Source organism: Dyella flava (assembly GCF_016904955.1).
Taxonomy (GTDB): Bacteria; Pseudomonadota; Gammaproteobacteria; order Xanthomonadales; family Rhodanobacteraceae; genus Dyella_B; species Dyella_B flava.
Genome location: NZ_JADIKE010000038.1, coordinates 454,709 through 480,335 on the forward strand (window position 1 = coordinate 454,709; position 25,627 = coordinate 480,335).

Annotated in this window: 28 protein-coding genes and 1 riboswitch; of the genes, 9 read left to right on the forward strand and 19 right to left on the reverse strand. The window is 61.2% G+C overall.

The genetic code is table 11. The features are described from left to right. Positions 1 to 199: 199 nt before the first annotated feature. From ISP19_RS17870 to parC, 5 genes are all read right to left on the reverse strand, one after another. Positions 200 to 637 (reverse strand): DMT family transporter, encoded by a 438-nt coding sequence (locus ISP19_RS17870; protein ID WP_204683748.1) that lies wholly within the window; start codon positions 635 to 637, stop codon positions 200 to 202. Next, entirely contained in the window at positions 634 to 993 is a 360-nt protein-coding gene (locus tag ISP19_RS17875) for an EamA family transporter (RefSeq protein ID WP_204683749.1), read from the reverse strand. Before ISP19_RS17875 ends, ISP19_RS17870 begins: the two co-directional genes overlap by 4 nt. 11 nt (positions 994 to 1,004) lie before the next feature. Further along, positions 1,005 to 1,844, reverse strand: coding sequence for an alpha/beta hydrolase (locus ISP19_RS17880; protein WP_204683750.1), 840 nt, complete (start codon positions 1,842 to 1,844; stop codon positions 1,005 to 1,007). Positions 1,845 to 2,011: 167 nt separating this feature from the next. Next, complete coding sequence (locus ISP19_RS17885; protein WP_204683751.1) at positions 2,012 to 2,509, reverse strand: hypothetical protein; 498 nt, start codon at positions 2,507 to 2,509, stop codon at positions 2,012 to 2,014. A 102-nt stretch (positions 2,510 to 2,611) separates the two neighbouring features. Further along, positions 2,612 to 4,852 carry a DNA topoisomerase IV subunit A gene (parC, locus tag ISP19_RS17890; protein ID WP_204683752.1) on the reverse strand — a complete coding sequence of 747 codons (2,241 nt, stop codon included), beginning with the start codon at positions 4,850 to 4,852 and terminating at the stop codon, positions 2,612 to 2,614. A 103-nt stretch (positions 4,853 to 4,955) separates the two neighbouring features. On the opposite strand from parC, the gene ISP19_RS17895 reads away from it, so the two are divergent. Beyond that, positions 4,956 to 5,417: a hypothetical protein gene (locus ISP19_RS17895; protein ID WP_204683753.1), complete on the forward strand. Its 462-nt coding sequence runs from the start codon at positions 4,956 to 4,958 to the stop codon at positions 5,415 to 5,417. Between the two features lie 165 nt (positions 5,418 to 5,582). Here the strand turns inward: ISP19_RS17895 and ISP19_RS17900 are convergent, their stop codons facing one another. The 10 genes from ISP19_RS17900 to ISP19_RS17945 all read right to left on the reverse strand — a co-directional run bounded on the left by ISP19_RS17900 (position 5,583) and on the right by ISP19_RS17945 (position 12,918). Further along, complete coding sequence (locus ISP19_RS17900; protein WP_204683754.1) at positions 5,583 to 6,452, reverse strand: TraB/GumN family protein; 870 nt, start codon at positions 6,450 to 6,452, stop codon at positions 5,583 to 5,585. 6 nt (positions 6,453 to 6,458) lie between these two features. After that, the gene (cfa, locus tag ISP19_RS17905) at positions 6,459 to 7,577 is read right to left on the reverse strand and encodes a cyclopropane fatty acyl phospholipid synthase (protein WP_204683755.1); all 1,119 of its coding nucleotides are present in this window, start codon (positions 7,575 to 7,577) and stop codon (positions 6,459 to 6,461) included. Next, positions 7,574 to 7,936, reverse strand: a complete 363-nt coding sequence (locus ISP19_RS17910; RefSeq protein WP_204683756.1) for a DUF190 domain-containing protein — start codon at positions 7,934 to 7,936, stop codon at positions 7,574 to 7,576. The genes cfa and ISP19_RS17910 overlap by 4 nt, the downstream gene beginning before the upstream one ends. A gap of 15 nt (positions 7,937 to 7,951) precedes the next feature. After that, complete coding sequence (crcB, locus tag ISP19_RS17915) at positions 7,952 to 8,338, reverse strand: fluoride efflux transporter CrcB (RefSeq protein WP_204683757.1); 387 nt, start codon at positions 8,336 to 8,338, stop codon at positions 7,952 to 7,954. Between the two features lie 65 nt (positions 8,339 to 8,403). After that, a riboswitch (Fluoride riboswitch) is annotated at positions 8,404 to 8,491 on the reverse strand. A gap of 108 nt (positions 8,492 to 8,599) precedes the next feature. Beyond that, entirely contained in the window at positions 8,600 to 9,706 is a 1,107-nt protein-coding gene (locus ISP19_RS21520; protein WP_204683758.1) for a glycosyltransferase family 9 protein, read from the reverse strand. Positions 9,707 to 9,737: 31 nt separating this feature from the next. Continuing rightward, on the reverse strand, positions 9,738 to 10,214 hold the full coding sequence (locus ISP19_RS17925; RefSeq protein ID WP_204683759.1) for a hypothetical protein: 477 nt from the start codon (positions 10,212 to 10,214) through the stop codon (positions 9,738 to 9,740). Positions 10,215 to 10,383: 169 nt separating this feature from the next. Next, positions 10,384 to 10,659 carry a cell division topological specificity factor MinE gene (gene minE, locus ISP19_RS17930; protein WP_204683760.1) on the reverse strand — a complete coding sequence of 92 codons (276 nt, stop codon included), beginning with the start codon at positions 10,657 to 10,659 and terminating at the stop codon, positions 10,384 to 10,386. 5 nt (positions 10,660 to 10,664) lie between these two features. Continuing rightward, the gene (gene minD, locus ISP19_RS17935; RefSeq protein ID WP_239556898.1) at positions 10,665 to 11,480 is read right to left on the reverse strand and encodes a septum site-determining protein MinD; all 816 of its coding nucleotides are present in this window, start codon (positions 11,478 to 11,480) and stop codon (positions 10,665 to 10,667) included. Between the two features lie 38 nt (positions 11,481 to 11,518). Further along, a complete protein-coding gene (gene minC, locus ISP19_RS17940; protein ID WP_204683762.1) occupies positions 11,519 to 12,301 on the reverse strand; it encodes a septum site-determining protein MinC in 783 nt (260 codons plus the stop codon). Then, positions 12,298 to 12,918 (reverse strand): GNAT family N-acetyltransferase, encoded by a 621-nt coding sequence (locus tag ISP19_RS17945; RefSeq protein ID WP_204683763.1) that lies wholly within the window; start codon positions 12,916 to 12,918, stop codon positions 12,298 to 12,300. Before ISP19_RS17945 ends, minC begins: the two co-directional genes overlap by 4 nt. 239 nt (positions 12,919 to 13,157) lie before the next feature. Between ISP19_RS17945 and ISP19_RS17950 the strand changes: the two genes are divergently transcribed. The 7 genes from ISP19_RS17950 (at position 13,158) to ISP19_RS17980 (ending at position 21,549) form a co-directional block, all read left to right on the forward strand. Then, the gene (locus ISP19_RS17950; protein WP_239556899.1) at positions 13,158 to 14,399 is read left to right on the forward strand and encodes a sensor histidine kinase; all 1,242 of its coding nucleotides are present in this window, start codon (positions 13,158 to 13,160) and stop codon (positions 14,397 to 14,399) included. An 81-nt stretch (positions 14,400 to 14,480) separates the two neighbouring features. Beyond that, positions 14,481 to 15,122, forward strand: coding sequence for a response regulator (locus ISP19_RS17955; RefSeq protein ID WP_115477024.1), 642 nt, complete (start codon positions 14,481 to 14,483; stop codon positions 15,120 to 15,122). 225 nt (positions 15,123 to 15,347) lie between these two features. Next, a complete protein-coding gene (locus ISP19_RS17960) occupies positions 15,348 to 16,724 on the forward strand; it encodes an SRPBCC family protein (RefSeq protein ID WP_204683765.1) in 1,377 nt (458 codons plus the stop codon). A 195-nt stretch (positions 16,725 to 16,919) separates the two neighbouring features. Continuing rightward, positions 16,920 to 17,858 carry an ABC transporter ATP-binding protein gene (locus tag ISP19_RS17965; protein WP_204683766.1) on the forward strand — a complete coding sequence of 313 codons (939 nt, stop codon included), beginning with the start codon at positions 16,920 to 16,922 and terminating at the stop codon, positions 17,856 to 17,858. Further along, the gene (locus ISP19_RS17970) at positions 17,855 to 18,589 is read left to right on the forward strand and encodes an ABC transporter permease subunit (RefSeq protein ID WP_204683767.1); all 735 of its coding nucleotides are present in this window, start codon (positions 17,855 to 17,857) and stop codon (positions 18,587 to 18,589) included. Before ISP19_RS17965 ends, ISP19_RS17970 begins: the two co-directional genes overlap by 4 nt. Beyond that, positions 18,589 to 20,508, forward strand: a complete 1,920-nt coding sequence (locus ISP19_RS17975) for a GldG family protein (RefSeq protein WP_204683768.1) — start codon at positions 18,589 to 18,591, stop codon at positions 20,506 to 20,508. The genes ISP19_RS17970 and ISP19_RS17975 overlap by 1 nt, the downstream gene beginning before the upstream one ends. 165 nt (positions 20,509 to 20,673) lie before the next feature. After that, positions 20,674 to 21,549, forward strand: coding sequence for a cytochrome c oxidase assembly protein (locus ISP19_RS17980; protein ID WP_204683769.1), 876 nt, complete (start codon positions 20,674 to 20,676; stop codon positions 21,547 to 21,549). A gap of 7 nt (positions 21,550 to 21,556) precedes the next feature. Here the strand turns inward: ISP19_RS17980 and ISP19_RS17985 are convergent, their stop codons facing one another. The 3 genes from ISP19_RS17985 to ISP19_RS17995 form a co-directional block, all read right to left on the reverse strand. Continuing rightward, complete coding sequence (locus tag ISP19_RS17985; protein WP_204683770.1) at positions 21,557 to 22,327, reverse strand: metallophosphoesterase; 771 nt, start codon at positions 22,325 to 22,327, stop codon at positions 21,557 to 21,559. Between the two features lie 115 nt (positions 22,328 to 22,442). Next, entirely contained in the window at positions 22,443 to 22,892 is a 450-nt protein-coding gene (locus ISP19_RS17990; protein WP_204683868.1) for a copper chaperone PCu(A)C, read from the reverse strand. A 2-nt stretch (positions 22,893 to 22,894) separates the two neighbouring features. Further along, positions 22,895 to 23,512, reverse strand: coding sequence for an SCO family protein (locus tag ISP19_RS17995; RefSeq protein WP_204683771.1), 618 nt, complete (start codon positions 23,510 to 23,512; stop codon positions 22,895 to 22,897). A gap of 81 nt (positions 23,513 to 23,593) precedes the next feature. Here ISP19_RS17995 and ISP19_RS18000 point away from each other — a divergent pair, with 81 nt between their 5' ends. After that, on the forward strand, positions 23,594 to 23,971 hold the full coding sequence (locus ISP19_RS18000) for a DUF423 domain-containing protein (RefSeq protein ID WP_204683772.1): 378 nt from the start codon (positions 23,594 to 23,596) through the stop codon (positions 23,969 to 23,971). 32 nt (positions 23,972 to 24,003) lie between these two features. On the opposite strand, the gene ISP19_RS18005 is transcribed toward ISP19_RS18000, so the two are convergent. Further along, positions 24,004 to 25,533: a transglutaminase-like domain-containing protein gene (locus tag ISP19_RS18005; protein WP_204683773.1), complete on the reverse strand. Its 1,530-nt coding sequence runs from the start codon at positions 25,531 to 25,533 to the stop codon at positions 24,004 to 24,006. Positions 25,534 to 25,627 lie beyond the last annotated feature (94 nt).

The following is a 25,627-nucleotide window of genomic DNA, read 5'->3' on the forward strand; positions in this document are numbered from 1 at the left end:
GTGACGAAGAGTTCACGTATTGTCCATAAGCCAACTTGGCGCGTGGCCTTTAGCGTAACTTCTTGAGCCCCTCGTCGGCGGGGTGTTTTTCACGAAACGGGTGATTGCGCCGATGGCGGACGGGGGGCAAGCGTTGGCGTGGGGTAAAGCTTCGCGTGAGATAGGTGAACCTGGCAGTTCGCGAATGGATCCGAGCCTGTTAATCGCCCGCCACGACGCCCAAGGCGCCTTTGGCCTCGGTTGGCGCATCGTTGGCCGGATGCGCGCCTTTTTCGGCAAAGGCCAGGCAGACGATGCCCAGCATGATCACGCCTGCGCCCAGCAGGCGCATCGGCGTCAACGCTTCATGAAAAAGCCAGGCAGAGGCCAGCATCACCGTGACCACGTCCAGGTGCGAGGCCGCGAATGCGGGACCGATCGGTGCATGCTTGAGCAGACTCATCCAGGTGAAGAAATTGCCCACGTAGCCGATCAGCGCGATGTAGATCCAGGGATGACCGAACACACGCATCACCCAGGCGATATTCGCTTCAGGTGGAAAGGCATGTTCGCCGGTCAACTTGAAACTCAGTTGCACCACCGTGTCGAACGCCAACAACAGGGCGAAGCCTGCCAGGTAGAAGCGCCAGGTTTTCATCCGCCCATCCCGACGATGGCTACGCCCGCACTCACCAGCAGAATTCCACCTACGCGCAGCGGCGTCAGTTTTTCGCGGAACAACCAGCGGCCGGCGATCATGATCGCCACGATGTTGATCGAGGCTAGCAACACACCCTGGGAGAGATCCACCAAGGAAAGAAACGCGATCCAGGACAACAAGTGAGTGACGTAAGCCAGGATGCCCAGCCAGATCCACGGACGACTCGCCATGTAGCGCCAGCGCGCCACGCCATCGCCCGCACGCGGATCACTGGCGGCGGCTTTGAAAGCAAGTTGGCCGCCGGTATCGAGCGTCACATTGACCAGCCACAAGGTGGCGACAACAGGAGACACGATGGGCGCGCTCAGGCGACAGCACGCGCGCTGGGCGTGCAGCTGGCAGCGATCTTGGCGAAGAAGTCGGCGGAACGTTGCGCCAGCGTGCGGCGCTCACGGTCGACGGTGATCATGTGGTAGCTGTCTTCGAGCAGCAGCATTTCCACCGGGCCGGATACCGAGCGTGCCACGAGGTAGGCGTTTTCCAGGCTGGCGACGTCATCTTCGGTGGCGTGCGCGATAAAGCAGGGCGCCGTCACCTTCGGCAATTCGCGGCTCACCACCGCGGCCATGTTGTACATCTCGGCCAGCGACGGCCACGGATTGCCGGGCAGGCCGGCAGCGGCGCTATCGCCGCCCAACATCAGGCCGCTGATCTGCGCGCGCAGGCGTTCATCGCGCAGGCCATAGGGTTCATTCTCATGCACCATGCGGTTCTTGCCGATTCCCAGGCGCGCAATCATCGGCAGCAGGAAAGAGAGTCGGCCGTACCACGGAATCGCCCAGCCGTCGTAACGGAAGGTGGCGCCATAGACGCCTACGCCGCGAACCCAGTTCGGGTGATCGGCGGCAAGCTTCAGCGCGAGTACCGCGCCCATCGACAGGCCCGCCACAAACAGGTGGTCGACTTCGTGACGATAGCGTTCCGCGGCCGCTTCCACGCTGGCGTACCAGTCTTTCCAGCCGGTAGCGAGCAGGTCCGGCACATCGCCGCAGTGCCCGGCCAGTTGCATGCCGTAGACGCTGAAGCCGGCCCGGTTCAGACCCTTGCCGACCAAGCGCATCTCGGTGGGAGTGCCGGTCAGTCCATGAATAAGCAAGACACCGGAACGGCCGCCTTCGAAGCGGAACTCGACGTTTTGGATCACTAGCGGGTCTCTACAACACTGAGGGGCGATATTCCTACAGTCTGTAGGTGCAGGCTTTCCACCTGCTTTCGCACAAGATATTGGGCTGATGCCACGTAACTCAGCGGATTTCGCGCATTTTTTGTCGGATCAGGCGGTGCTGACCCGACCTGCGGCAAAACCGCTTTTTAGTGCCCGCCGAAGCCGCCGCCGCCGAAGCTGCCGAAATGGCTCACGCCAATCGAAATGCCCATGGTGCCGGTCGGGTGATCGCAGCTACCGGTGTTCTGCGTCACGCTGACATTGCCCGATTGGAAGCTGCCGGAGCCGTAGTGGCTGGCGCTGACCACGCCCACGCCGACATCGCCGTGGACCTGGGGTTTGGTGAAGGTGGAATCGTCGCAGGCCGGTGCCGAGGCGGAGGCATCGTTGCCGCGGGCGCCGCTGGTGTCGCCGTAATACACGCCGGGGGCCGCCGCGGAGGGGCGTTGGCCATTGATGGTGACAGCGCTGGGATTGGGCTGGGCGCTCGTCGCGTGCGCCGGCTGGGCCGCCGAGGCGCTGGCGGCAGGGTAACTGCTCATGTTTGCCGGCAGCTTCAGGTTCAGCGGCTGACTGGCCGATTGCGCCCATGCTGCGGTGACCAGCAGGCTTGTCGCCAGGGCGGTAATGGCTCGTCTGTTCATAAGTGCTCCAGGGGGCATCGCCCACATAACGCACGGCAGTCCCTTACCATACACATGCTCATACGGTGACTTGTGGCCAGTTGAAGTTCCTTTCAACTGTCGTTAGCCGGTTGTCTCAATGCGCTCAACACGGCGCAGGCCGCGCGGCAATACTCCACCGCGGGTAGCGCGGTTGCCGCCGTACTCGACCAGATCCGACCACTTCAGCGTCAGCTTGCGCTGGCCGGCGAACAAAGTGACTTCGCCCTTGCCTTCGGTCACTACGGCGACGCCGACCACGCGTTCGTCGCCGCTGCTCAGCTTGGCCTTGGGAATTTCGATCAGCTTGTTGCCCTTGCCCTTGTCGAGTTCAGGCAGTTCAGCCACCGAGAACATCAGCAGGTGGCCTTCGGTGGTGACCACCACGATGCGATCGCGCGACGGATCGGCCGTGACCTGCGGCGCCAGCACGCGTGCGCCGTCACCGAGCGTGATGATCTGCTTGCCGGCCTTGTTGCGTCCGGTAAGCGCCTCGAAGCGGGTGACGAAGCCATAGCCGAAGTTGGTGGCCAAGATCAGGCGGGTGTCGTTGTCGCCTGCGGCGATCGCATCGAAACTCGCGCCGGCCGGCGGCGTGAAGCGGCCGGTCAGCGGTTCGCCATTGCCGCGTGCCGAGGGCAGGGTGTGTGCGGGTGTGGAGTAACTGCGGCCGGTGGAGTCGATCACCGCGACTTGCTGGGTGGTGCGCGTCTTCACCGTGGCGAGCAGGCTGTCGCCTTCGCGGTAGGACAGGCCTTCGGCATCCACGTCGTGGCCCTTGGCCGCGCGGATCCAGCCCTTCTGACTCAGCACTACCGTGACCGGCTCGCTGGCGACCAGTGCGCTTTCGTCCAATGCCTGCGCGGCTTCGCGCTGCACCAGCGGCGAGCGGCGATCATCGCCGTACTTGGCGGCGTCGGCGCGCAGTTCTTCCTTGATCAGGCCCTTGAGCTTGGCCGGTGATTTCAGCAGCACGTTGATCTTGGCGCGCTCTTCTTCCAATTGGTCGCGCTCGGCATTGATCTTCATTTCCTCAAGGCGGGCCAGCTGGCGCAACTTGGTATCGAGGATGTAGTCGGTCTGTTCTTCGCTGAGCTTGAAGCGCGCCATCAGCACCGGCTTGGGTTCGTCTTCGGTGCGGACGATGCGGATCACCTCATCGAGGTTGAGGTAGGCGATGCGCAGACCTTCCAACAGGTGCAGGCGGCGCTCGACCTTGGCGAGGCGATGGTTGAGGCGGCGCGTGACCGTGTCGATGCGGAAGCCCAGCCACTCGGTGAGGATGCGCTTGAGATCCTTCACCTGCGGGCGGCCATCCAGCCCGATCATGTTGAGATTGACGCGGAAGCTCTTTTCCAGATCGGTGGTGGCGAACAGATGTTGCATCATCTCGTCGGCGTCGACGCGGTTCGAGCGCGGCACGATCACCAGGCGGATCGGGTTTTCGTGATCGGATTCGTCGCGCAGGTCCTCGATCATCGGCAGCTTTTTCGCGCGCATCTGCGCGGCGATCTGCTCCAGGATCTTTGACGGGCTGACCTGATGCGGCAGCGCGGTGATCACGATATTGCCGTCTTCGCGTGCATACACCGCGCGGGCACGGATCGAACCGCCGCCGCTCTGGTACATCGCAATCAATTCATTGCGCGGGGTGATGATTTCCGCGGTGGTGGGATAGTCCGGGCCGCGCACGTGTTCGCAAAGATCCGCGATGGTGGCGTCCGGATCGTCCAGCAGGCGGATGCAGGCGCTGGTGATTTCGCGCAGATTATGCGGCGGAATATCGGTGGCCATGCCCACCGCGATGCCCATCGAACCGTTCAACAAGACATGCGGCAGGCGTGCCGGCAGCCAGCTGGGTTCTTCCAGTGTGCCGTCGAAGTTTGCAACGAAATCCACCGTGCCCTGACCCAGCTCGCCCAACAGCACGTCGGCGATCGGGTTGAGCTTGGATTCGGTGTAACGCATCGCCGCGAAGCTCTTCGGATCGTCGGGCGAACCGAAGTTGCCCTGGCCGTCGATCAGCGGATAGCGGTACGAGAATGGCTGCGCCATCAGCACCATGGCTTCATAGCAGGCGCTGTCGCCATGCGGATGGAATTTACCGATCACGTCGCCGACGGTACGCGCGGACTTTTTCGGCTTGGCGCTGGCGGCCAGGCCCAGCTCGCTCATGGCGTAGACGATACGGCGCTGCACCGGCTTCAGACCGTCGCCCACGAAGGGCAGGGCGCGGTCCAGCACCACGTACATCGAATAATCGAGATAGGCCCGCTCGGCGTATTCCTTGAGCGGGATCTGTTCGTAATTGGCTTGCAAGTTCATGGGGGTAATCGTATGGGCGCAAGGGCGCCGCAGGCGTGGTAGATGGTGCCAGATGCAGAGGTCCTTGGGCTAGAATGCCCCGATCCTTGTCGTGGGCAAATCCATGCACTATCTACGCACTATGGCTGTTGTCGCGGCCTGTGTCCTGGCCGTCGGATGCTCGCAGCTTGCGGGCCGGCGACCTCTGCTTGGTTATAAGGACAAGGATCATCCGAAGTCGGATACCGCGCTGGTCGTATGTGCCGAGCAGCCGCAGTACATCTGCGGCATCACCGGTGTCAACGACAAGAGCACCTGGGAGAAATACAACGGTGGCAAGACGCCGTGGGTGCGCGTTCTGCCCGGCGACCAGGTGATCAGGCTGACGCTGTCCAATTCGCACCTGATCAACCGTCCCTGGCTGAAGATCAACAACGTGCAGGCCGGTCATGTCTACCGCATCACGGTTGGCTTCAGCGGTACGGCACTGACGGCGACGTGGGTGGATCTGGGCAGGATGGATTCCTACACCATCCATATGCCGCAGTTCCCGTTGAAGCCCAAGTCGTATACGGCGCATTTCTGATTGATTCTCGCCTCAGCTCGCTTGTCTCCTTCTCCCCTTGGGGGAGAAGGTCGGGATGAGGGTGGGAGCTTACGATGACGCTTCATCGGAGCGCACTTCAGATGTGTCAGTGGGGCGAGATTGGCCCCTGACCTAACCCTCTCCCCAGGGACAGGGCTTGGTCGATCAATCCTGCTGCACCGTAATGCCCAGCTTTGCGAGCTGTGCCTGCACACTGTCGGGGCCGGCCAGATGTGCTGCGCCGACGGCGATGAATACCGTGCCGGGCTGCTTGAGCATGTCACGAATTTTGCTGGCCCAGGCTGTGTTTCGCTGCACGATCAGTTCCTGGTAAAGCGCAGGTTCCTGTGTTTTCAACTCATCATTTTCCAGTTTGGCGATGGCGGCGACATCGCCTTGTTTCCAGGCGTCGACCAGCGACAGCAGTTCCTCTTTGGTCTTCGCGACGTCACGCAAGGTGTCGCGTAGAAAACCGATCTGCATGGGTGCTGGCAGGTCGGCCAGAAACTGGATCTGCTGCTCGGCTGTTTCCAATCCAAACACCGGTTTGCCGGCGCTGCTCATCTGCGCCCTGAGTTGTTTGTCGACACCCTCGGCAGGATCGAGCCCGGCTTTGAGCAGTGGTGCCACTGACAAGGTCAGTGCGGCAAGCCATGGCTTCATCGGTTGCAGCGTGGTCACGCCGCCCGGCAAGCCAGCCAGTTCTGCAGCCTTGGCCAGCGCAGCGTTGTCGCTCTCGCTCAGTTGCGTGGAGAGCGGGTGCGCGGCGTCGAGGCCATATTGCAACACCAACGTTGTCACGCTGGCCTGATCGTCATCGGTCAGTTCGATGTACAGCGACTGGCTGTGTGCGAGCGCTTGATCAAGCGCCGGGAAGTGCCACTGGGTGTCGTTCGGCAGCAGGTGCACGGTGCCGAACAGATAGACCGTGCTGTTGCCGATTTTTGCTTGCCATAGGGCAGGATGGGCCAGGGCGTTGCCGCACAGCAGGAATAGCAGCGACAGCACAGAAAGGGAGTGTCGAAGTAAGCGCATGGTGCCTCAGCGAGGTACGCGATAGCCGCCGGTTACGCCGTGCGGACTGAGGGTGAGTTGCCAGAGCTGGTCGCGCCGGCTGCGGAAGACGGCGGCTGATACCGCCAGATAAAAATGCCACATGCGGCGGAAACGTTCGTCATAGCGCCCCGAAAGCGCCGGCCACGCCGCATCGAAATTCGCCCGCCAGGCACTAAGGGTGCGATCGTAATCGGCACCAAAGTTGTGCCAGTCTTCGACCACGAACAAGCCTTCGAGCGCAGCGGCAACCTGGCTGGCGGCTGGAATCATCGAGTTCGGGAAGATGTATTTTTCGATCCACGGATCGGGACGTCCGGGCGTCTGATTGGTGCCAATGCAATGCAACAGAAACAGCCCGTCGTTTTTCAGGCAGCGCCGCGCTACTTCGAAATACTCGCGGTAGTTCTTGCCGCCGACGTGTTCGAACATGCCGATCGACATGATGCTGTCGAAGGGTTCGTCAAGCTCATGATAGTCCTGCAAGCGGATCTCGATCGGAAGGCCGTGGCACAAGTCGCGCGCCAGTTCCGCCTGCTCGTTGGAGACGGTGATGCCCACCCCGCTGACGCCGTAACGCTCTGCCGCAAACTTCAGCGCCTCGCCCCAGCCGCAGCCGATATCCAGTACGCGCATGCCGGGCTTCAATTGCAGCTTGCGGCAGATCAGATCGAGTTTGGCTTCCTGCGCATCGTCCAGATTCGCCGCCTGCGCCCAGTAACCGCAGGAATACATCATGTGTTTGCCCAGCATGGCCTTGAACAGATCGTTGCCGCGATCGTAGTGCGCCTTGCCGATCTCAAAGGCGTGCTGGCCGCGCTGCAGGTTGATGAAGCGGGCCTTAAGGTGCGCGATCAGCGTATCCAGTGTCTTGAGGTGCTCGTCCACGTGACTGGAGAGGATGCGGGTGAACAAGCCGGGCAGATCGTCGGCATCCCACCAGCCATCCATATAGGCTTCACCCAGTCCCAGCGATCCGTGCGCGAACACGCGTGCATAGAGCTGCTCGTCATGAACTCGGATATCCGTCGGCGCTGAACCGTCAATGTGCACGCCGGCGGCCTGAAGCAATTCGGCGGCGCGTTGCTGCAAAGAATCCTGACTCATGCTGTTTCTTCCTTGCCCAATATCCCGAAATGAACTGGCGACCAGGCATACACCAGGTCGACACCAGCTTCGCGTACCAGGCGCAGCAAGGTCTGTGCGTTGGGTTCGCTTAGCAGGAATTCGATCTTCTGCGGCAGATCATCGGCCAGTTCGAAGAATGCTTCGTGATGCAGCACGCCGTGCCGGCCGAAGCCTGCCGTTGCGCGGAACACCGAGCCGCCGCCAAGCTTGTGGCGCTTGGCCAGTTCCAGCACCCATTCGGAGACCAGCAGGCCATCATGGCGGGCATGCACATGCGTGTAGAAGCGCAGGAAGATGCCATTGGCGGAGGCGTTGCCGAACGAGGTTTCAAAGCTCATGACGTCGATTCCCTATCAATGCCGCAGCAGGCCACGGGTGAGGAAGATACCGAGAATGGTCATCGCCAGGCTGCCCAGAAGGTGTACCGCGACATGCGTGCCGAACCAAAGGTATTGGCCACGCAGCAGCAGCGTGTCGGCCTCGGCGGAGAAGGTGGAGAACGTGGTCAGGCCGCCGAGGAAGCCGGTCATCACGAACAGGCGCAATTCCGGCGGCAAGGTCTGGAAGTGCTCGAAGATGCCCATCATGCAGCCCATTATCAGGCCACCGCTGAGGTTGGCCGCGAGTGTGCCAAGCGGGAGAGTAGGGAAGATGGGGTTGAGCAGGATGCCGAGTATCCAGCGCATCCAGCAGCCCAAGGCGCCGCCCAATCCGACGGCAACAAAACCGCTCAAGCTCACGATGTGTCTCCTGATTGCAATGGATCTGTTCCACGGCAACAGGCACGCCCGCGCCGCCGGAAACCGGTGGTGCAGGCATCATCAACCTTTCGGTGGTTCGTTCCACAAGAGCGCGCCTTGGAGAACGGGAGGCATGCCATCTCCCTCATCGTGGGCATGCTAGCCGATGCGACGGCGAGTTGGTAGGTTGGGTTAGCGCGTAACCCAACGATGTTTGTTGCTTCGATGGAATTCCGTTGGGTTACGCTGCGCTAACCCAACCTACCCAACCTGCGGATGGCCGGCAAGTTCCGGCATGTCGGCAATCATGCGTGCAACCTCTTCGGGTTCCTTGCGATGCGCAGCAATGACGTGCCGGCCTGGACCGTAAGGTCCCCACTCCCCTGCATTGGTTACCGTGAAGATGCCCATGGTAGGGACATCCGACGCGCAGGCCAGATGCATGATGCCGCAATCGGCGCTGATATAGACGGCCAAACCGGAAAGCACGCTGGCAATCTTGCGCAGATCGCTGGAGTAGTAGCCGGGGTAGCGCGAACTGAGCATGGATTGGCCGGAGGCCGGCAGGATCTCAACGATGCGGTGCTCCGGATACTGCGCTTCCAGCACCTGGATAAATCGCATCCACCAGGCTTCGCCCAGCAGTTTGGGTCCAGTGGCGTTGGCGAAGATGCCGATGATGCCGCGGCCCGGCGAGCTGATGCCGCCTGCCGCCAGTGAACGGGTCAGTGCGCTGCGTCCTTGTTCGCGCTCTTCTGCGCCAAGGCGGATGTCCGGCACGGGATAATCCGCCGCGGCGTCGCGACCCATCGCGCTGCGCAGCAGGTAAACCGGGCGCCGGCCCTTGCTTTCCAGCTTCTCGGGCAGCGGTACGGCGTGGGTGATTTCGCCGTGCTTCTTCGGGCTGCTGAAGCCGAGCGTGTACGTCGAATTCGACAGCAGCATCAACAGGCGGCCGGTCTGCGACAAGGGATCGGCATCGATCGCCAGGTCATAGCGGATCTTGCGCATGCGCCGCAGGGTGCCGAAGAACTGGAACGGGTGACCGACGCCGTGGGCAGGCAAGCGGAAGATGCGCTGCACGCTGAAGAAATGCCCGTACACGTCATCGGCAATCGGGCTGCGCGTAAGGATGTCGATTTCCGCCGCCGGAAAGACCTTTTCCAACTCCGACAGCAGTGGCGTGAGCAATAAGGTGTTGCCCAGGCTGTGACTGACATGGCACACCAGGATACGGTAAATGCCTTTGCCCGGCAGCGGTTCCGACGTGGGCTGTCCATGGCTGCCGAACACCATGCGCATGAGCCGGCGCGCGACCTTGCGGCGCAGATCGTTGATCGGGTCGTAGTAGCGCGTGTTCTTGAGCACAGGAGTTGGGATCAGAAAAGGGCGACGGCGACTATACCGGTTCGCCGCTCGATGTAAGCAGACCGTGTTCGATCAGCCAGTGTTTAGCGTTTTCCGCGTCCTGTTCGAACCAGGCACGCGCCGAGCCAAGCCGGAAGGTATAGCCCCATGCATCCATATCGGTCATGACGCGCTCGCGGCCGACACCGGGCAGGGTGCCGCCCAGCATGATCTGCAGGTAGCAGACAGCATCCTCTTCGGCGATCGAGTCGGTTGCGTCGGTATGGGTTTCGGCACGGCGCTCCGGCGGCAGCACGATCAGGTGCCCGGCTTCGTGCAGCAGAGAGTGCACCGGCGTATCGCTGCGGGCGTAAACGGTGTTGCCGATGATGCCGGCCTCCTCTTCGCCCCAGTAGCTGCCGGGAATGGTTTCGCCGTCAGCCACCTGCACCATGCTCAAGCCGTAATGGGCGAGCAGGGACTTGATGGCCGAGTGGTCGATGTCAGCGATACGAAGAACGTCAGGCATTTACTCCCTCTCCCCTCCGGGGAGGGTTGGGGTGAGGGGTCAGCCTCGCGAAAGGGCTGATCCATGGCAGTGTTTTGAAAGAAGGAGGCCGTTTAACCGAAGGACTAAAGCGTGAGGCGGTCGCAACCCACGCCTCAGCCCATCCTCCCCCGCAGGGGAGGGGACGCGATCAGGTTGCAGCATTACCCGCCGGCTTGCCATCCGGCAGCGCCACCGACAACTCCAGCACTTCATGCCCGCTGTCGCGTTCGACATTGATGTTGATCGCTTCGAGGTCGACGTTGACGTATTTCTTGATGACCTCGAGCAATTCGTTACGCATCAGCGGCAGGTAATCGGGCGCACCCCGGGTGGAGCGTTCCTGCGCAACGATGATACGCAGGCGTTCTTTCGCCACGACAGCGGTCGGTTCCGGTTTGCGCTTCAGGAAATCGAGGATACCCATCGCGATCAGCCTCCGAATACGCGCTGGAAGAAGCCCTTCTTGGGTGCGTCAAGGAAGCGCATCGGGCGGGTCTCGCCGAGGATGCGGGCCACGGTGTCGCGATAGGCCTGCCCGGCGTGAGAATTTTCGTCCACGATTACCGGCACGCCCGCGTTGGATGCTGCGAGCACGTTTTCCGATTCCGGAATCACACCGACGACATTGATGCCGAGGATTTCCTCGACGTCCTTCACGCTGAGCATTTCACCTTGGTCCACGCGCGAGGGGTTGTAGCGGGTCAACAGCAGGTGCTGGGTGATGGCGCCGTCACCGCGTTCGGCGCGACGGGTCTTGCTGGCCAGCAGGCCCAGGATGCGATCGGAGTCGCGCACCGAAGAGACTTCCGGGTTGACCACCACCACGGCGTGATCGGCGAAGTACATCGCCAGGTGCGCGCCCTTTTCGATGCCGGCCGGCGAGTCGCAGATGATGTAGTCGAACTCTTCCTTGACCAGATCGTCGAGCACTTTCTCGACACCCTCCTGGGTCAGCGCGTCCTTGTCGCGCGTCTGGCTGGCGGCAAGTACGTACAGATTTTCGTAGCGCTTGTCCTTGATGAGGGCCTGCTTGATATTGGCCTCGCCGTGCACGACGTTGACGAAGTCGTATACCACGCGACGTTCGCAGCCCATGATCAGGTCAAGGTTGCGCAAGCCGACGTCGAAGTCGATCACTGCCACTTTCTTGCCCTGCATGGCCAGGCCGGTGGCAAGCGACGCACTGGTAGTGGTCTTGCCGACGCCGCCCTTACCGGACGTCACAACGATAATCTCAGCACTCAAGGGTTCGTCTCCGCTGGTGTTCTTATAGTCAGTAATAGTTACTTCAGAGGCGCAATCAACAATTTCTCGCCATCGAGCCAGCATTGCACAGAGTGGCCCTCCAGGTCTTTCGGAATCTGCTCGAAGACCCGGTAATGGCCGGCGATGGCCACCAGCTCGGCACGGAAGTCCGAGACGAAGATACGTGCCTTCACATCCCCCTGTGCTCCCGCCATGGCGCGGCCCTTGAGGCTGCCGTAAACATGGATGCTGCCATCGGCGATGACTTCGGCGCCGTTGGCGATCGCGCCCATCACCACCAGGTCGTGATCGCGTGCATACACTTGCTGGCCGGAACGCACGGCGCCTTCGTGGTGTTGTGCACCCGGGTTGCTGCCGGGAGCGGGCGCCGAAAGTACCGGTTCGCGCACCGGTGCCGGTACGGGTGCAGCTGCCGGCACGGGGCTGGGCGCCGGCGACGCGATGCTGCCACCATCCGCAGGCTCGTAGGCGGCGCGGAACTTGGCGATCAGCGGCAGGCCCATGCGCTGGGCCAATGCCTCGGTAGCACTGGTGCCATAGGCCAGGCCCACCGGCAGCATCCCCGCGCTACGCACCGCTTCGAGCAGTGCGTCAACCGTACCGTCGTCGGGAAGGTTGAGCAGGTGGCTCAGGTCGAGCACGACCGCGGCGCGTGAGAACAGCTGCGGCGCGGAACGCACGCGGCGTTCCAGTTCCTCGCACAAGGCCGCCGCATCGGGCCTTTTTATACGTACACAAGCAATGCCGACCTGGCCGAAGCGGAGGTCGCAAGCGTCATTGGCTTCCATCTTTGCATTCATAGGCGCCGCTCTCCGGCGAGGCGGCGCGGTTTGGAGTCGTTGTTCAGGGAAGGCGTACGGCCAGCCAGCCAGGGCAGGTCGGGCAGGCCGCCATGTTCCAGGTAGGTGTCGCGTACAAAAGCATAGCTGGGCAAGTCCTTGGCCAGCAGGCTCACTTGCGGCCCGTGCGTGCCCATCCGCTGCTGGCCCACTTCCTGGAAGCCATAGGTGCCATGGAACAGCACCACGACGTCGTCCGGCGGCTCCAGGAACACCTCGCAGGTCAGCAGCGGTACGCGCACTTCGGCGAAGCTGTTCACGTCGCAATAGAAAATGCGGCCCAGGCCGTGGCGGCGATAGGCGTTGGCGATGACGATGCGGTCGATGTAGACGAACGACTGATAGTGTTCGGCGAACCAACGGTAGTTGGGGCTGCCGTAGTCCCGGCCATCGCGCAGGGCGATCAGGAATCCGGCGAGTTGGCCGTCGATCTCGGCGACGCGGAAGTAGTCGGCATGCTCGTAGAAGTAGCGCAACTGTGCGGCGTCCAGGACCAGAATGGAGCGACCGGCGGTGTTGTTGAGCGCCAGTACGGCATCCAGGTCGTGCTCGCGCACGTCGCGGATGGCAAGGGCCATTCGTTGCTCCGCAGTGATGGGTGGCTAGTAAGACCGACGGGCGGCCCAGCTAAGGATCCATTATGGCATGTGCCATCTGGCGGTTCATCCCGTGCTGCGGCATGTAAAAGCTTTGTAAAGCCGCAAGTTGGAAGATGCGCCCGGACGGCGAAAGCACGTCGCCGCGCGGTTGTCGATACCCGGCAAGGGGTGACTTCCCGCGCATTGCATGGCATGGGCGCGGGCCTATGATGCGGGGCATGGCAATGACCAATTTCAATCACATCCGAGCGTTGCGCATCACGGGGCTGATCGCCTACCTGTGCATGGGCACGCCGTTGTTCACCAATTGGGCGACCGAGCGGCTCGATTTGCTGAACAGCCCCAACTTTGCCTTGCTGCTGTGGACGCTGTCGTATCTGTTGTTCGGCATTCTTTACCTGCTGATCACCAACAACCTCGGGCCCACCGGCAATCTCGGCGCGCGCACCAATATGGTGGCGCGGTTGTTCGGCTTGCTGCTGCTGACCGTGGCTGCGTTGATGGTGGGGTGGTACAGCCATAGCGGCCTGTCTGCGACCTTGCTGGTGGTCGTGGCGGTGGTATTACCCTGGCTGGTACCGTTCTGGGTTGGCGTGGCGTGGATCGTCTTTCAGACCTTGTGCCTGTCTGCACTGTTCTCCACGTTTGCCGAACTCAAGCACAGCATCATTCTCGGTGTGCTGCAGGCGAGCCTGTATACGGCGTTCTCGATGCTGGGCTTCGTGGCATCGATGGTGGCCAGCCAGCAGGCGGAGGAGCGCGAAGCGCAGCGCCGCCTCAACTCCGAACTGCGTGCCACGCGCGCACTGCTGGCCGAATCGACCCGCATTGCCGAGCGCATGCGCATCGCGCGTGAGCTGCATGATTTGATCGGCCACCACCTTACGGCGTTGAGCCTCAATCTCGAGGTGGCCAGCCATCTCAGCAACGAGGCGGCCGTCGAGCATGTGCGCAAGGCGCAGAACACCGCGCGCCTGTTGCTGGCGGACGTGCGCGAAGCGGTCAGTGAATTGCGCCAGGACGACGCCATCGATCTGACCCAGGCCCTGCAAAGCCTGATGGATGGGGTGCCAAGCCTGCGCGTGCACCTCAACACGCCGCCGCGTTTCAGCGTGGAAGATCCGCGCCGGGCGCAGGTGTTGCTGCGCTGCGTGCAGGAAATCATCACCAACACGGCCAAGCACGCGGGCGCGCGCAACCTGTGGCTCACCTTCGCCTATGACGATGAAAACCTGTTGAGCCTGAGCGCGCATGACGATGGCCGTGGCGCGACGGCCATCGCGCCGGGCAACGGCTTGTCGGGCATGCGCGAGCGCCTGGCCGAGTTCGGCGGCGATGTATCGATGGAAAGCGAAGCAGGGCAGGGTTTTGCCCTCCATGTCCGTCTTCCCTTGGGTGAGCCTTCGGTGCTGGCGCATACGCCATCACGCTTCGAGCCGCCCGCGTTGAGCCTGACCTGATGACTTGTAAGAATAACTGCTGCCCCAGTTCGTTGTACGTATGTGGCTCACGATGAGTCGCCAGCGCTGCGAGGATTCACGATGATTTCCGTTTGTCTCGTCGACGACCAGAACCTGGTGCGCCAGGGGGTGCGTTCTCTACTTGATTTGGCAGAGGACATTCGCGTCGTGGCCGAATGTGCCGATGGCGTGCAAGCCGTGCAGGACATCCCGCGGATCAAGCCGGATGTGGTGCTGCTCGATCTGCGCATGCCCAACATGAGCGGCCTGGAAGTGTTGCAGGCCTTGTCGGCACGCAACGAATTGCCACCCACCATCATTCTCACGACCTTTGATGACGACCAGTTGGTGTTGCAGGGCCTGAAGGCAGGAGCACGCGGTTATCTGCTGAAAGATGTGTCGCTGGAGCAGTTGGTGGAAGCCGTGCGCACCGTGGCAAGCGGCGGCTCGCTGGTGGCACCGATGGTGACCCAACGCCTGCTGGCCGGGGTCGGCCGCATCCATAACCAGTTCACCAGCCTGGAGCAGCCCGATCCGCTGACCGAGCGCGAGACCGAGATCCTGCGCCTGCTGTCCGGGGGTTACAGCAATAAGGAGATTGCCAATTCGCTCAAGGTCGCCGAAGGCACGGTGAAAAACCACGTCTCCAACATCCTTTCCAAGCTAGGTGTGCGCGATCGCACCCGGGCAGTGCTCAAGGCACTGGAGCTTGGGATCGTCTAAGCCTCCGATAAGGCGACGGGAATTGTCAGAAAATGCTGCGTAGCAACGCAGCTGCAGACCGCTTTGGCCCGTAGCGTTCCTGAGCGCGAGCAAGTACCATCGGCAGCTTAGGCGCCGGCCGAACCCCCGTCCTGATGCGATTTTCCTCTTGGGAAAGCCATCCGTGGCGGTCCGGTTCCAGCCTGCGCTTTCCACTGCAAGAGATACGTCTCGGAGAACCCTGGAATGACGCGTGTTCTGGAATTCATCGTTGCCCTTGTCATCGTCGCCGTTGTCGGCGTGGTGGTGGGCGTCATCATGCCCAGCAGCGGCCACGTTGAGCGGTCGTTGGTGGTCAGCAAAGACCTGCGCCAGGTCTACGACGTAGTAAATAATTTCCGTACCTTCCCCGATTACGGCGTGCTTCGCGCTTACGATCCGAAGACCCAGTACACGCTTTCCGGCAATGCCTATGGTCCGGGCTCCGAGATCAGCTGGAGCAGCCAGGACGAGAAAGTAGGCAACGGCAAGCTGACCATCGCCAGCGCCCAGCCGGAATTCGACAAGATCGACCCCAGCGTCAATAGCGCCGAGATCATCTGGAACGTGGACAATGCCTGGCGCGGTAACGACAAGCATTTCACCCTCGACCTGCTGCGTCAGGGCAACACGGGCAAGCTGACCAAGATCACCTGGTCGTACGATGTGACTTACGGGTTCGACCTGCTCGCCCGTTATTCCAATATGTACATTCACGGCCAGCCGGATGCCTTCATCCAGTACAGCCTGAACGACCTGCAGAACGTGCTCGCTGGCGTGCCGAACGTCGACTACAGCGCGCTTGATCCGTACATGGTGCAGACCAAGCAGACGCCAGTGTTGCTGGTTTCCACCTCGATGAAGCGCAAGGACGGTCTGGACGGTCTGAACGCCGCGACCGACGCCGCGATCAAGGAAATCGAAGATGCCGCCAAGAAGCTGGGCGTGCACACCAACGGTCCGCGCATCATCTTCACCACCAACTATGGTGATGAAACCTACACCTTCGACGTGGCTGAGCCGATCGACTCGTCCAGCCTCACCGTGGGCGGCCAGAGCTATCAGCTGACCGCGCCGACCCCGCCGTCGCTGGCCGATCAGGAAGCTCCGGCTTCCAGCAGCACCGCTGCCGCACCGGCCAATAGCCAGCCGCAGCCGGGCAACAAGGACCGTTACGGTCGCCTGGTGATCGACAACAACGTGGTTGGCACGCTGGCCTTCGGCGGCGCGGCCCTGGAAGCTCCGTGGAACGGTACCGCCGCCGGCGTGCCGCAGACCCGCGACATGCTGAAGGCCTATGCTCAGACCCACGGCTACAAGTACGACGAAGTGACCAACCGCTTGTATGACATCCTCACTCAGCCGGAAGTGAAGGATGCCAGCGGCAACATCACCACCTATGCGCAATACACCGTGTACCTGCCGGTCACGGATTCCGCAGACGGTGGCACGCTGCCGCAGCAGACGCCTGAGCAGCAGGCTGGCATCAAGCAGCCGGGCATCCTCAACGCCAACGGTCAGCCGGCTTCCAGCGGCACGGCGCCGGCTCCGGCCAGCACCGCCGCAGCGCCCGCCGGCAAGTAAGCGCCAGCTGCATACGGCTAAAAAAGCCCTCCCTTCGCCGGGAGGGCTTTTTTGTTTAGGAGAGAGTGGAGAGGAGTGAGAGGTGAGAGAAGAGCCAGAAGCTTGCGAGCGGCGCCTTTCTCTTACTCCTTACTCCTCCACTCACTCCTCGCCGTTCTGCGGTACATTGCGACGCAGTCCTCTTCACGACCGGACATGATCGAAACCGACAAGCTCACCAAGCGCTACGGCCATTTGACCGCGGTGGATGCACTGAGCATCTACGCCGAACCGGGCCAGGTACTCGGCCTGCTGGGTCCCAATGGTGCAGGCAAGACCACGGCGATGCGCATGATCGCCGGCTTTCTCGCACCTACGGCGGGCACTGCGCGGGTATGTGGACACGATGTGCGCAAGGAGCCACTGAAGGCCAAGCGTGCACTCGGCTATCTGCCGGAAGGTGCGCCCAGTTACGGCGAAATGACCGTGCGCGAATTCCTGGTCTTCATCATGCGCATGCGCGGCCTGCGCTCCGACGTGGGTCGTCGCCGTTTTGATGATGTGGTTGGCCAGTTGCAGCTTGAAGATGCGTTGAATGTCAGCGTCGATACCTTGTCAAAAGGCCTGCGCCGGCGCGTAGGCCTCGCACAGGCGATCGTGCACGATCCACCGGTGCTGATGCTGGACGAACCAACCGACGGACTGGATCCCAACCAGAAACATACCGTGCGTCAGCTGATCGACATGATGGCGCGTGAGCGCACCATCCTGATTTCCACGCATCTGTTGGAAGAAGTCCATGCCTTGTGCAATCGCGTGGTGATCATCGCGGGCGGACGCTTGCGCGCTGACGCCACGCCGGCCGAACTGGAAGCGCGCTCGCGTTATCACGGTGCGGTGTCCTTCAGTGCGGCCGGCAGCGGGGTTTCGCAGGAAATGCTGGGGCGCTTGCCGCAGGTGGCGGGTATCGAGGTGGATCCGCTGGATGGCCGGATCACCGTCTTCCCCAAGCCTGGCGAGCGGATTCTTGAGCCGGTCGAATCGCTGCTGCGCCAACAGGGTCTGGAAGTTTCCGAGATCCAGCTCGAACGCGGGCGCCTGGATGAAGTATTCCGTCAGATCACCTTGGGGACGGAAACGGGGGCGCAGCCATGAGTCCAACGATGGCGGTGATGCGCCGCGAACTGCGCAGCTATTTCGTTACGCCGGTCGCCTATGTGTTCCTGGTGATCTTCCTGGTGCTCGCGGGCATCCTCACGTTCTACGCCGGGGATTTCTACGATCGCGAAATTGCCGACTTGCAGCCGTTCTTTGTCATGCACCCATGGCTCTACCTGATCCTGGTGCCGGCGGTGTCCATGCGCATGTGGGCGGAAGAAGCCAAGTCGGGCACGCTGGAATTGCTGCTCACCCTGCCGATGACGCTGTGGCAGGCGATGCTGGGTAAATTCTTGGCTGCATGGCTCTTCATAGGCCTGGCCTTGCTGCTGACGTTTCCCATCTGGATCACCGTCAATTACCTGGGTTCGCCGGATAACGGCATCATCATTGCCGGCTACATCGGCAGCTGGTTGATGGCGGGCGCGTTTCTGTCCATCGGTGCGTGTTTGTCCACGCTGACCAGCAGTCAGGTTGTAGCGTTCATTCTCACCGCCGTGGTGTGCGTGCTGCTGATTCTGGCCGGTCAAGCCGAGGTAATGGATTTCTTCCAGGGTGCGTTGCCGCGCAAGCTGGTGAATGGTGTGGCGCATCTGTCCATGTTGCGGCATTACGAAGCCATTGCACGTGGAGTGCTGGATGTGCGGGACATCATCTACTTCGTACTCACCATTGCCGCCTGGCTGACCGCCGGCGTGCTGGTGCTAGATCTGAAGCGGAGTCATTGATGCCACGCCTTGCCCTGCGTCGGCGCACCATTCTGCTCAGCGCGTTGATCGTGCTGATCGTGTCTTATTGCACGCTGACGCTGGTCACCAGCCGCTGGATGGGGCCAGAGCGTTTTGATCTGACCGCGGACCGGCTGTATACGCTGTCGCCGGGAACGCGGCAGATCATTGACACCGTACATCGGCCGCTCTGGCTCACCTTGTATTTCTCGCAGCATGCGACCAGGGATCTGCCGCAATGGCGCAGCTACGAGCAGCGCGTCGCGGAAATGCTGCAAGAGATGGTGGCGCGCTCGCACGGGCGTATCCATTTGCAGATCGTTGATCCGGTGCCTTACTCCGACGACGAAGCGGCGGCCGAAGGCAGCGGCTTGACGCCGATCAGCGGTGGCAGCAACGGGGAACGTATTTTCTTCGGCCTGGTGGGGTCGACACGGCCTTCCGCCAACGACATGGCCGCGGATTTCACGGCGGATATGCCGGATGACAAGCACAAGGGAGTGGTCGATCGCACACTCTCGATTGCGTTCTTCGATCCGGCCCGCGAGGCCTTCCTGGAATACGACATCGCCAAGTTGCTGTACCAGCTCAGCGAACCGGAAAAGCCGCGCATCGGGGTGATCAGCGATCTCCCGGTGATGGGCAATCCGGTTGAGGGGACGACACCTTGGGCCGTCATGCAGCAGTTGCAGCAGTTGTTTGAAGTGGATGTGCTGGACGCGGACAAGCTCAAGAAGATCGACAAGAACATCCAGGTTCTGCTGCTGATCCATCCCAAAAATCTGGCGAGCGATGCGCAATATGCGCTCGATCAATACGTGCTCGGCGGCGGGCATCTGGTTGTGTTCGTCGACCCCTATGCGGAATCCGATCCCGCGCCGTTGTCGGAAGATTCCCTGGCGGGCACGAACAATCACAGCTCCAATTTGCCGCGCCTGTTCGCCGATTGGGGGGTGGCCTATAGCCCTGACCAAGTGGTGCTCGATCGTGGCCGCGCCTTGCAGATTGAGCTGGCCGGGGCAAACCTTGCCCATCCGGCGATGCTTGGCCTGGGCACGCAGGAACTCAATCGCGATGATGTGGTGACAGCGAGCTTGCAGCGCGTCAACGTTTCCACTGCCGGCCATTTTGATCTGCTGCCGAACGCGAATACGCGTCTGATTCCCCTGATGCAAAGCAGTGCCGACGCGGAAGTCGTGCCGACGCAACGGGTGATCGACGCGAGCGGCAATCCATCCAGTCTGCTGCAGGGCTATCAGCCGCAGAATCAGAATTATGTGATCGCAGCGCGGCTGCGCGGGCCATTCGTCAGCGCCTTCCCTGAATTTGCCAAACGGCCTGGACACCTGACCAGGTCAGCGCCGAACACAGAAGTGATCCTGGTGGCCGACACTGATCTATTGACCGACCGGCTATGGGTGGAAACCCAGAACTTCCTGGGCCAGCCCTTGCTTAGTGCCTTTGCCAATAACGGTGATTTCATCAGCAACCTGGTCGATAACCTCAGCGGTTCGTCGGCACTGCTTTCCATTCGCGGACGTTCCAGTTCGCAACGCCCGTTCACACGGGTCGATGCCTTGCGACGCGCGGCAGACCGCAAATTCCTGCAAAAGAAGCAGGAGCTGCAAAGCGAACTGGCCGATACCAAGCAACGGCTGAGCGAATTGCAGCCGGCGAAAGGCGAGCGCGATACGTCCACCAGTGCCGAACAGAAGCAGGAGATCGAACAGTTCCTGCAACGACAGCTGGCCATCAGCAAGGAACTGCGCGACGTGCAGCATCAGCTCAATGCCGAGATCGATGCCTTGGGGCTGCGCTTGAAAGTGATCAATATTGTGCTGCTGCCGCTGCTTATTACCCTCGTTGGCCTGCTCTATGGCTGGCGCCGGACGAGGCGCAATCGTCGCGAGCGGCCGTAGCGCCAATCACCAAACCAGCGCGAGGCGGGAGTCGGCATCAGGGGCGCGCTACGTTTTGTTAGCCGTTCCTGATGGTGGCAATATGCCGCATTGAGGTGAGGTAACGCAGGGCAGGTCGTGGACTAAGCTGGGCTGCCGTCACCAGGTGAGGGGTGTGTCGGGTCGATGATCGCGGTACTGCTGAAATGGATCGTTCCCTGGGAATTCTCGTGGGTGTTTCTTGCGAGTTTCCTGGGGGCATGCGTGCTGTATTGGCGTGGCTGCCGCGCTTTGCAGGTGAGCATCGGCCGGCGGATCGCTTTCTGGACCGGGATGGCGCTGGTCTACCTGTGCCTGCACACGTATTTCGATTTCTATGCCGAGCATGAGTTCTTCATGCATCGCATTCAGCAATTGCTGCTGCATCATCTGGCGCCGTTGGTGATCATGGCATCCTATCCGGGCTCGGTGTTGCGCGCGGGCCTGCCTTTCAGCTGGCGAGTGCATGTCTTTAAGCCCGCACGGCGCAGCTGGCTGTGGCGTCTGATCAGTGCGGTGTTGCTCAACCCGGCGGTGGCGACAATTCTGTTTGTCGTGTTTATCCTGGTCTGGTTGATACCTGCGATGCAGACGATGGCGATGCTCGACTGGCGCGTCTATCGCTTTATGAACTGGTCGATGGTCATCAGTGGTTTTGTCTACTGGTGGCTGGTGCTCGATCACCGGCCGCGCCCACCGGGGCGGATGATTCCCGGTTTGCGCGTGTTGTCGCCTGGCATCACCATGACGCCGCAGATCCTGGCCGGCGCCATCATCACTTTCTCCAAGGCGGATCTCTATCCCATCTTTGAAATCTGCGGACGCGCGTTTCAGTTCAATGTGTTCACCGGCCAACTGATCGGCGGCATCATCATCTGGGTACCCGCGGCAACCATAGAAACCGTCGGCGGCCTGCTGGCGATGCGACAGTGGTTGCGGTTATCGCGCACTGGCCGTATCCGCCGCCAGTTACGCAGGACGCAACCGGTGACGAAGGCCGTGACGGTTGGCGGCCAGGGCTAAGCGCCGATCATGCTGTGGTGTAGACGTGCAGCAGTTGGCGTGCGGTGAAGTGTGCTTCAGAGGGATAGCCATAAGCATTGTTGATATAAGTGACGCCATCGACCGTGATGTGGCGGTTGACGTGGCTATGCCCGTAGATGTGCATGCTGGCGCCGAGTTGCCGTAGCTGCACGTCCAGCACGTGTGCGCCAAGAATGGGATAAAGCCTGCGATGCTTTTCGGGGATGCGATCCGGCATCAGGTCAATGCGCGGCAGGAAGTGCGAGAAGCTGATGATCTTGTCGGCGCCTTCCAGCTCCGGTGCTGAATGTGCGGGATTGCGTTCGACAAACCAACGCGTGATGGCGGCATCGTCGTAGCCATGCGGCCAGCGGCAGGCACGATAATCAGCCCATGCGCTTCTGAGGTAGTCACCCGGCCTGCCAAAGGAATAGTCATACCAGCCAAGCAGTGGCACGATGGCAAGGTCTTCATGACGAAAGGGTGTCAGGCAAATGCCTTGAGCCGATGCTGTTTCGCATACGGCATCGAACTTTTCGAACGAGTCGTGCATGCCCTCGCGATGTACCCACAGGTCGTGATTGCCGGGCACATAAAGCACGGTGGCAAAGCGGCGCATCAAGGCTTTGAAACCATCCTGGATAAGTGCAAGCCGGTCGGACAGGTCTCCTGCAAGGATCAGTGCATCTTCCTGATAATCCTGCAGTGACAATTGCTCCACCCATGCGCGGTTGGGCGCGTAGTCCAGATGAAGATCGGAAACGGCAAACACACGCATCGATCATGGGCCTCGTACGGGGTGAGCGATATGCTCCTCTTTAATGCTTTGCGTAAATTAGCACGCTGGCGTGTGCGAGATGTCTGAATTCACCGCGTAAGACGCAATGAGCAGGCTATTGGGGATCAGTCGCGTTGGCCGGCCGCACCAGAAAGTGCACCGGTAAATGACTCCCGTCGGCAAAGTCCAGCGTGATATCCACGCTGTCACCGGGCGTCAGCGCGCGGCTGACTTGTTCAAGCATCAAATGGTAGCCAGCCGGGGCCAGCGTTACCTTGCCCTGTGGTGCTATCACCAGTTGCGCGACTGCGTTCATGCTGCTCATGCCGCCACTTCCCATGCTGCTTTGGTGCAGCATCACCGAGCCATAAGTAGCGCTGTGCGCGGAGACAAGTGTTGCTGCGGATGAGCCGGTGTTATGCAAAGTGACGTAGCCACTGGCCGGAAGCCTGGCTGGTAGCAGCCGGATCCATGCTTCGGTGGCGGTGACATGATCCGCCTGGGCAGCGAGAAGGTTTCCCACGGGAAGCAGGCCGATGGCCAGCAGCAGAAGCCGGGATGGCATCCTCACGGCGCGCTTCCCGGACCCAGCAGCAGATGGAGATCGTGCACGAGTTTGTCCTGTGCATCCTCGGGCGTTGCCAGCAGCCTGGCCTTGCCGTTGCCATCGAAAACATAGATGCCCGAACTGTGGCTGACATCGTAGCTGCCATCCGACTTGCCCGCTTCGCGCGTGAAGGCGGCGCGATAGCGTTTGGTAAGCGCTTCGATGTCGGCGGGTGAACCGGTCAGGCCAACTGCGTGCGGATCAAACGCTTTCACGTATTCGTGCAACACGGCGGGCGTGTCGCGATTTGGATCGACACTCACGAAAAGAATGCTTGCGCCATCGGCAAGTTTGCCCAGTCGCTGCATCACGACATGCAACTGCGCCATCGTCAGCGGGCATACATCCGGGCAATGGGTATAGCCGAAGTAGAGCAGGGTGACCTTGCCGCGATAATCATCGGCGGTAACGGTTTTGCCTTCGTCATTGGTCAGGCGGAAAGACAGGTCCGGCATATGCCCGGAAATATTCGTCAATTGCCAAGGCTGCGGCTCGTCTTGATGACAGGCGCTTAGCAGCAAGCCCACGGCGAAGAGCAGCAACAGCGTGGTCAGGTGGGCGAAACGCGGCAGCTTCATGCAACAATCCTGTGATGGCCCCGCGCAGCATACGCTACTGGCGCGGTGCTGATTGATCTCTTGCAACAGGAAACGGTCCTTATGCGACAACTTGCCCCTGGCCGTCGTTTGTTGGTGGGACTGGCTGGCGCCAGCGCTGTGTTGCTGGGCACGCTCGGCGCACATGCTTTACGCAATGTGCTGGATGCAGCGCATCATGAGCTGTGGCACACGGCGGTGGAATACCACTTCTGGCATGCACTGGCCTTGGTTGCCGCGGTGGCATGCGGCCAAGGCAAGGCGTCGCGTGTCGCGGTCTGGGCATTCGTGGTCGGCATCGTATTGTTCAGCGGTAGCCTGTATGGGCTGGCACTTGGCGCGCCCAGATGGTTGGGCCTTGTCACGCCTTTCGGCGGCGTGGCGTTTATCTCCGGCTGGATTGCGTTGGGGCTTTCGCTGCGAACCAGGTACCAGGCCTGACGCGCTTCCGGTGCCGGGTTCGATACCAGACCTTATTTCGCTCCGCCACTCCCGCCGCCGCCACTGCCACCACCGGCTTGTCCGCCGATGCTCGGCATGGTGTAGAGGTCGGCAAAGGTCTGGACTGAATGGATCTGGATGCTGCCGAATTCATTGGTGGCGTTGAAGAAGTGCCAGGGATTGCCATCACCGGTTTCCAGCGCGATATGGCCGCTGTCGAAGCGTTCGACAGCCGGATCAAAGCTATGCCAGCGTCCTTTGACCCACGCCATCACCCATGCGTGTGGCACGAACACCCTCGACTTGTTGCCGTAGCGCTCCACATACATCATGCCGACTACGACGCGTGCGGGAATGTCTTCCGCCCGCGCCATCGCAGCCAGCAGTACGGCATATTCGACGCAGTCGCCTTTGCGATTGCGCGCCACTTCCAGTGCGGAGGCATAACCAATATCCACTCCGCGCTGGGAAAGATAGCGACTGACAAATTTGCTTAGGTTGCCCATCACATGCATTTTGTTGACGCTGTCTCCTGCGGCACTGTCGGCAAGCCGTTGGATGATCGGCGAATCGGACTGCAACCAGGCATTCGGCTGGATATCGGCGGATGTCGGTGGATCCTCCGTATCGATCATGCCGCGGTAAACGTTGATTTGCCATTCGCCATTGCCGAGATCGACGACGTTTTGTTCGTCGGTATTGATAAATGGCTTGATGGCGGCCTTGTTGGTGACGCGCACGCGATAGCTCAGGAAATCGCCGAGCATTTCCGGTGTGATCAAGCGCGGCGAATCGATGGTGGCCGAGCCCATCATGTTCACACTCTGGCTTGGCGCGTCGGCACAGCTTTCCGTGCAAGCGACCAGGTCCAGCGGCTGACCCAGCATGGAAAGCGAACCCTTGCGAAGATTGCCCTGCGCATCCAGCCAGAGATCGACCACCTGGTCACCGGTGGAGCGGCGCAGCGTTTCGCGCTGATGAGTCAAGGTTTCGACATGATCGGGAAAGCTCACGCGCTCATTACCCAGCACATCGACATCGAGATTCATCGGTTGCTGGCTGGCCTGGTTATAGACGAGCAGGTTGTAATGCAGTCCACGGTGCTGGCCGGCAGTCAGCATCGCCAGCCGCTGTCCTTCCACCAGCAAGGCGCCGCCTGGCCACGCCGTCACTGACTTGCGTACATCACCGCCAACAGTGTTGGTCAATTGCAGATCGCCATTCGGCAGCAATACCCCATCGACCTTCGTGTCATTGGCCGACATGGTCGTGTTCATGCTGAAGCTGAGCGGCTCGCCGCTGATGGTTTCCACGCTGCGGCTGATATTGGTGTAGGGAACGGTCGTGCGACTGCGCTCGACATCCATGACCAGGGTCTGCGTCGTCACCACCGTGTTGCCCACTTGTTGGCGCTGGATTTCTTCGTGACCGACCTTGCGTCCGTTGAGCAAGACGGTCATCCAGGTGGTTTGCGTAGCAGGAACGCTGTTATCAGCCCGGAGCAAACCAGGGGCAAGGCACAACATCGGCACCAGCAAAAGCGGGGCGATCCAGCTGCGCATAGGTCTCACCGTGGGGAACGGAGACGAAGCTAGTGAATACCTGCTTTTTGCCGAGGTCAATCTGCGGTGCGGCAAGCTTCCAGCGCTAGAATGA

What these genes read in the sequence shown, in the direction of transcription:
- parC (WP_204683752.1), bottom strand. Translation starts at nt 4,852, where the DNA reads ATGAACTTGCAAGCCAATTACGAACAGATCCCGCTCAAGGAATACGCC.
- ISP19_RS17945 (WP_204683763.1), bottom strand. Translation starts at nt 12,918, where the DNA reads ATGGCCCTTGCCATCCGCGACGTGCGCGAGCACGACCTGGATGCCGTA.
- ISP19_RS17965 (WP_204683766.1), top strand. Translation starts at nt 16,920, where the DNA reads ATGATCGAAACCGACAAGCTCACCAAGCGCTACGGCCATTTGACCGCG.
- minC (WP_204683762.1), bottom strand. Translation starts at nt 12,301, where the DNA reads ATGAATGCAAAGATGGAAGCCAATGACGCTTGCGACCTCCGCTTCGGC.
- ISP19_RS17910 (WP_204683756.1), bottom strand. Translation starts at nt 7,936, where the DNA reads ATGAGCTTTGAAACCTCGTTCGGCAACGCCTCCGCCAATGGCATCTTC.
- ISP19_RS17995 (WP_204683771.1), bottom strand. Translation starts at nt 23,512, where the DNA reads ATGAAGCTGCCGCGTTTCGCCCACCTGACCACGCTGTTGCTGCTCTTC.
- ISP19_RS17975 (WP_204683768.1), top strand. Translation starts at nt 18,589, where the DNA reads ATGCCACGCCTTGCCCTGCGTCGGCGCACCATTCTGCTCAGCGCGTTG.
- ISP19_RS17870 (WP_204683748.1), bottom strand. Translation starts at nt 637, where the DNA reads ATGAAAACCTGGCGCTTCTACCTGGCAGGCTTCGCCCTGTTGTTGGCG.
- ISP19_RS17955 (WP_115477024.1), top strand. Translation starts at nt 14,481, where the DNA reads ATGATTTCCGTTTGTCTCGTCGACGACCAGAACCTGGTGCGCCAGGGG.
- ISP19_RS17900 (WP_204683754.1), bottom strand. Translation starts at nt 6,452, where the DNA reads ATGCGCTTACTTCGACACTCCCTTTCTGTGCTGTCGCTGCTATTCCTG.
- ISP19_RS17990 (WP_204683868.1), bottom strand. Translation starts at nt 22,892, where the DNA reads ATGCCATCCCGGCTTCTGCTGCTGGCCATCGGCCTGCTTCCCGTGGGA.
- minE (WP_204683760.1), bottom strand. Translation starts at nt 10,659, where the DNA reads ATGGGTATCCTCGATTTCCTGAAGCGCAAACCGGAACCGACCGCTGTC.
- ISP19_RS18000 (WP_204683772.1), top strand. Translation starts at nt 23,594, where the DNA reads ATGCGACAACTTGCCCCTGGCCGTCGTTTGTTGGTGGGACTGGCTGGC.
- ISP19_RS17960 (WP_204683765.1), top strand. Translation starts at nt 15,348, where the DNA reads ATGACGCGTGTTCTGGAATTCATCGTTGCCCTTGTCATCGTCGCCGTT.
- ISP19_RS17925 (WP_204683759.1), bottom strand. Translation starts at nt 10,214, where the DNA reads ATGCCTGACGTTCTTCGTATCGCTGACATCGACCACTCGGCCATCAAG.
- ISP19_RS17980 (WP_204683769.1), top strand. Translation starts at nt 20,674, where the DNA reads ATGATCGCGGTACTGCTGAAATGGATCGTTCCCTGGGAATTCTCGTGG.
- ISP19_RS17950 (WP_239556899.1), top strand. Translation starts at nt 13,158, where the DNA reads ATGGCAATGACCAATTTCAATCACATCCGAGCGTTGCGCATCACGGGG.
- cfa (WP_204683755.1), bottom strand. Translation starts at nt 7,577, where the DNA reads ATGAGTCAGGATTCTTTGCAGCAACGCGCCGCCGAATTGCTTCAGGCC.
- ISP19_RS17970 (WP_204683767.1), top strand. Translation starts at nt 17,855, where the DNA reads ATGAGTCCAACGATGGCGGTGATGCGCCGCGAACTGCGCAGCTATTTC.
- ISP19_RS17885 (WP_204683751.1), bottom strand. Translation starts at nt 2,509, where the DNA reads ATGAACAGACGAGCCATTACCGCCCTGGCGACAAGCCTGCTGGTCACC.
- ISP19_RS17985 (WP_204683770.1), bottom strand. Translation starts at nt 22,327, where the DNA reads ATGCGTGTGTTTGCCGTTTCCGATCTTCATCTGGACTACGCGCCCAAC.
- ISP19_RS18005 (WP_204683773.1), bottom strand. Translation starts at nt 25,533, where the DNA reads ATGCGCAGCTGGATCGCCCCGCTTTTGCTGGTGCCGATGTTGTGCCTT.
- ISP19_RS17895 (WP_204683753.1), top strand. Translation starts at nt 4,956, where the DNA reads ATGCACTATCTACGCACTATGGCTGTTGTCGCGGCCTGTGTCCTGGCC.